The following is a 1,795-nucleotide window of genomic DNA, read 5'->3' on the forward strand; positions in this document are numbered from 1 at the left end:
GATGCTGTTGGCTAATTGAGGGCACGTAGCTTTCTCCGCCCTGCCGGCCTCTGGTCGGCAGGGCGGAGTGCTTCTAGGGGTGTGGTGCGGGTGCGGGCGCGGGGTCTGTCCGAGCACCAGGCGTCGATGCGGGCGAGGTTGATCGCGGCCGCGGTGAGGTGGTGCTGGAGCCGGGTCTTGGACAGTCCGCGGTAGCGGCTGTGCCGCAGTCCGTTGGTGTGGACGGCCTGGGAGATCGTGCCCTCGATGCCGGCGCGGGCCGCGTAGCGTTCCCGCCATTCGGGGGTGTCCTGGGCGGCGCGTGCTTGTTGGATGGCTTCGTGCGCGGGCTGCCGGCGCACGGTGACCTGCCGCTGTTCGGCGGCGGTGGAGCTGATGCACTCGGAGCGGACCGGGCAGGGCCGGCAGTCGCTCTTGCGGAAGGTGATGCGGATGATCGGGGTGCCGCGGTGCGAGAGCCCATCACGCCAGTTGCGGGCGGTCGCGCCGTTCGGGCAGGTCACCGTCTTGTTCTCCCAGTCCACGGTGAACGCGTCCTGGGCATAGGTGCCTTTGGCCTGGCGCGTGGTGTTGCGGGCCATGGGGCCGATAAGGGTAACGCCGTGCTCCCGCTGGGCGGTGACGATGCGGGGACCGTCGACATACCCCATGTCCACCACGTGCTCGCCGGGCAGCAGGCCACGGGCCGCGAGCGCCTTGTGGACCGGATCGGTGGCTTTGATGTCGGGGATGGTGGAGCAGGTGGTCAGCACGTTGGTGATCAGGTGCGGGGCGTCCGGGTCGCAGGTCTCGGTGAGATGGACCTTGAAGCCATCCCACTTGATGTCTCGTTTCACGCTGTTTCGGGTCTCGATGTCATGGGGGCTGACCAGGCGTTTCGCACCTGGCGGGCAGTCTTTTGGGTCCCGCCAGGCCACCTCGCCCTCGGCGTCGAGGGTGTATTGCTGCACCCAGGTCAGGCGCAGAACCTCCACGGCTGTCACCTGACGCAGCCAGGCCGGCGCGGCGGGCGCGAACACATCGGCCAGCAGTCGCATCCCGTCACGGCCGGTCTGCTCGGCCAGCTCGATCCGCTTGCGGCGGTGCTGCGGCAGCCAGAAATCGTCCGGCCGGGCGGCATACCGGTCGAACCAGGCGGGATCCGCATGGCCGGTCAGCCACTCGGGGGCGACGGCCGCGAGCGCGTTGAGCGCTGCCCGCAGGGTCTCGATGACGCACTCCAGCCGGTTCAGCGACCTGACCGCGGACAGCACATGCGTGGAGTCGGTCCTCGCCCGACCGCGCGCCCGCACCAACCCGGCCGCGCGGGCAGTCTCCAGCACCTGGTCGAAGATCTGCTGTCCGGCGTCCGCCTCGACCAACCGGGTCCTGAACTCGCTCAGAACGGAGTAGTCGAACCCGGGATCGGTCAATTCCAGGCCGAGCGCGTACTTCCAGTCGATCCGGGCCCGCACCGCCTGCGCGGCTTGTCGGTCGGGCAGGCTCTCGGCGAACTGCAACACCGACACCAGCGCCAGCCGACCCGGCGACCAGGCTGGCTTGCCCCGAGAGGCAAAGAGCCCGGCGAACTGCTCATCGGTGAATAACGCACCCAGCTCATCCCTCAGCCGAATCGCCAGGCTGCCCTTGGGGAAGGCGGCCTTCGCCACCCGCGCCGTCTCCGCCGGCACCTCACCCGGCTCCTTCGGCTGCATCGACATTGACACTCTCCCCATACGACAACGGCGGTTCCCAAAACCACAACCGGGTCTTGGGAACCGCCGTCACGCAGTGCCCTGAATTAGCCAACAGCATC

General features: G+C 68.7%; 1 protein-coding gene. It reads right to left on the reverse strand.

Annotated features, from left to right (window positions below; genetic code table 11):
• Positions 1-11: 11 nt before the first annotated feature.
• Positions 12-1,700, reverse strand: coding sequence for an IS1182 family transposase (locus EF903_RS32290; RefSeq protein ID WP_125548499.1), 1,689 nt, complete (start codon positions 1,698-1,700; stop codon positions 12-14).
• Positions 1,701-1,795 lie beyond the last annotated feature (95 nt).

The sequence above is a fragment of the Streptomyces sp. WAC05292 genome (assembly GCF_003949955.1).
Classification (GTDB): domain Bacteria; phylum Actinomycetota; class Actinomycetes; order Streptomycetales; family Streptomycetaceae; genus Streptomyces; species Streptomyces globosus.

Bases quoted from the DNA above. Each gene is read 5' to 3' on its own strand.
- EF903_RS32290 (WP_125548499.1), bottom strand. From the start codon at position 1,700: ATGTCGATGCAGCCGAAGGAGCCGGGTGAGGTGCCGGCGGAGACGGCG.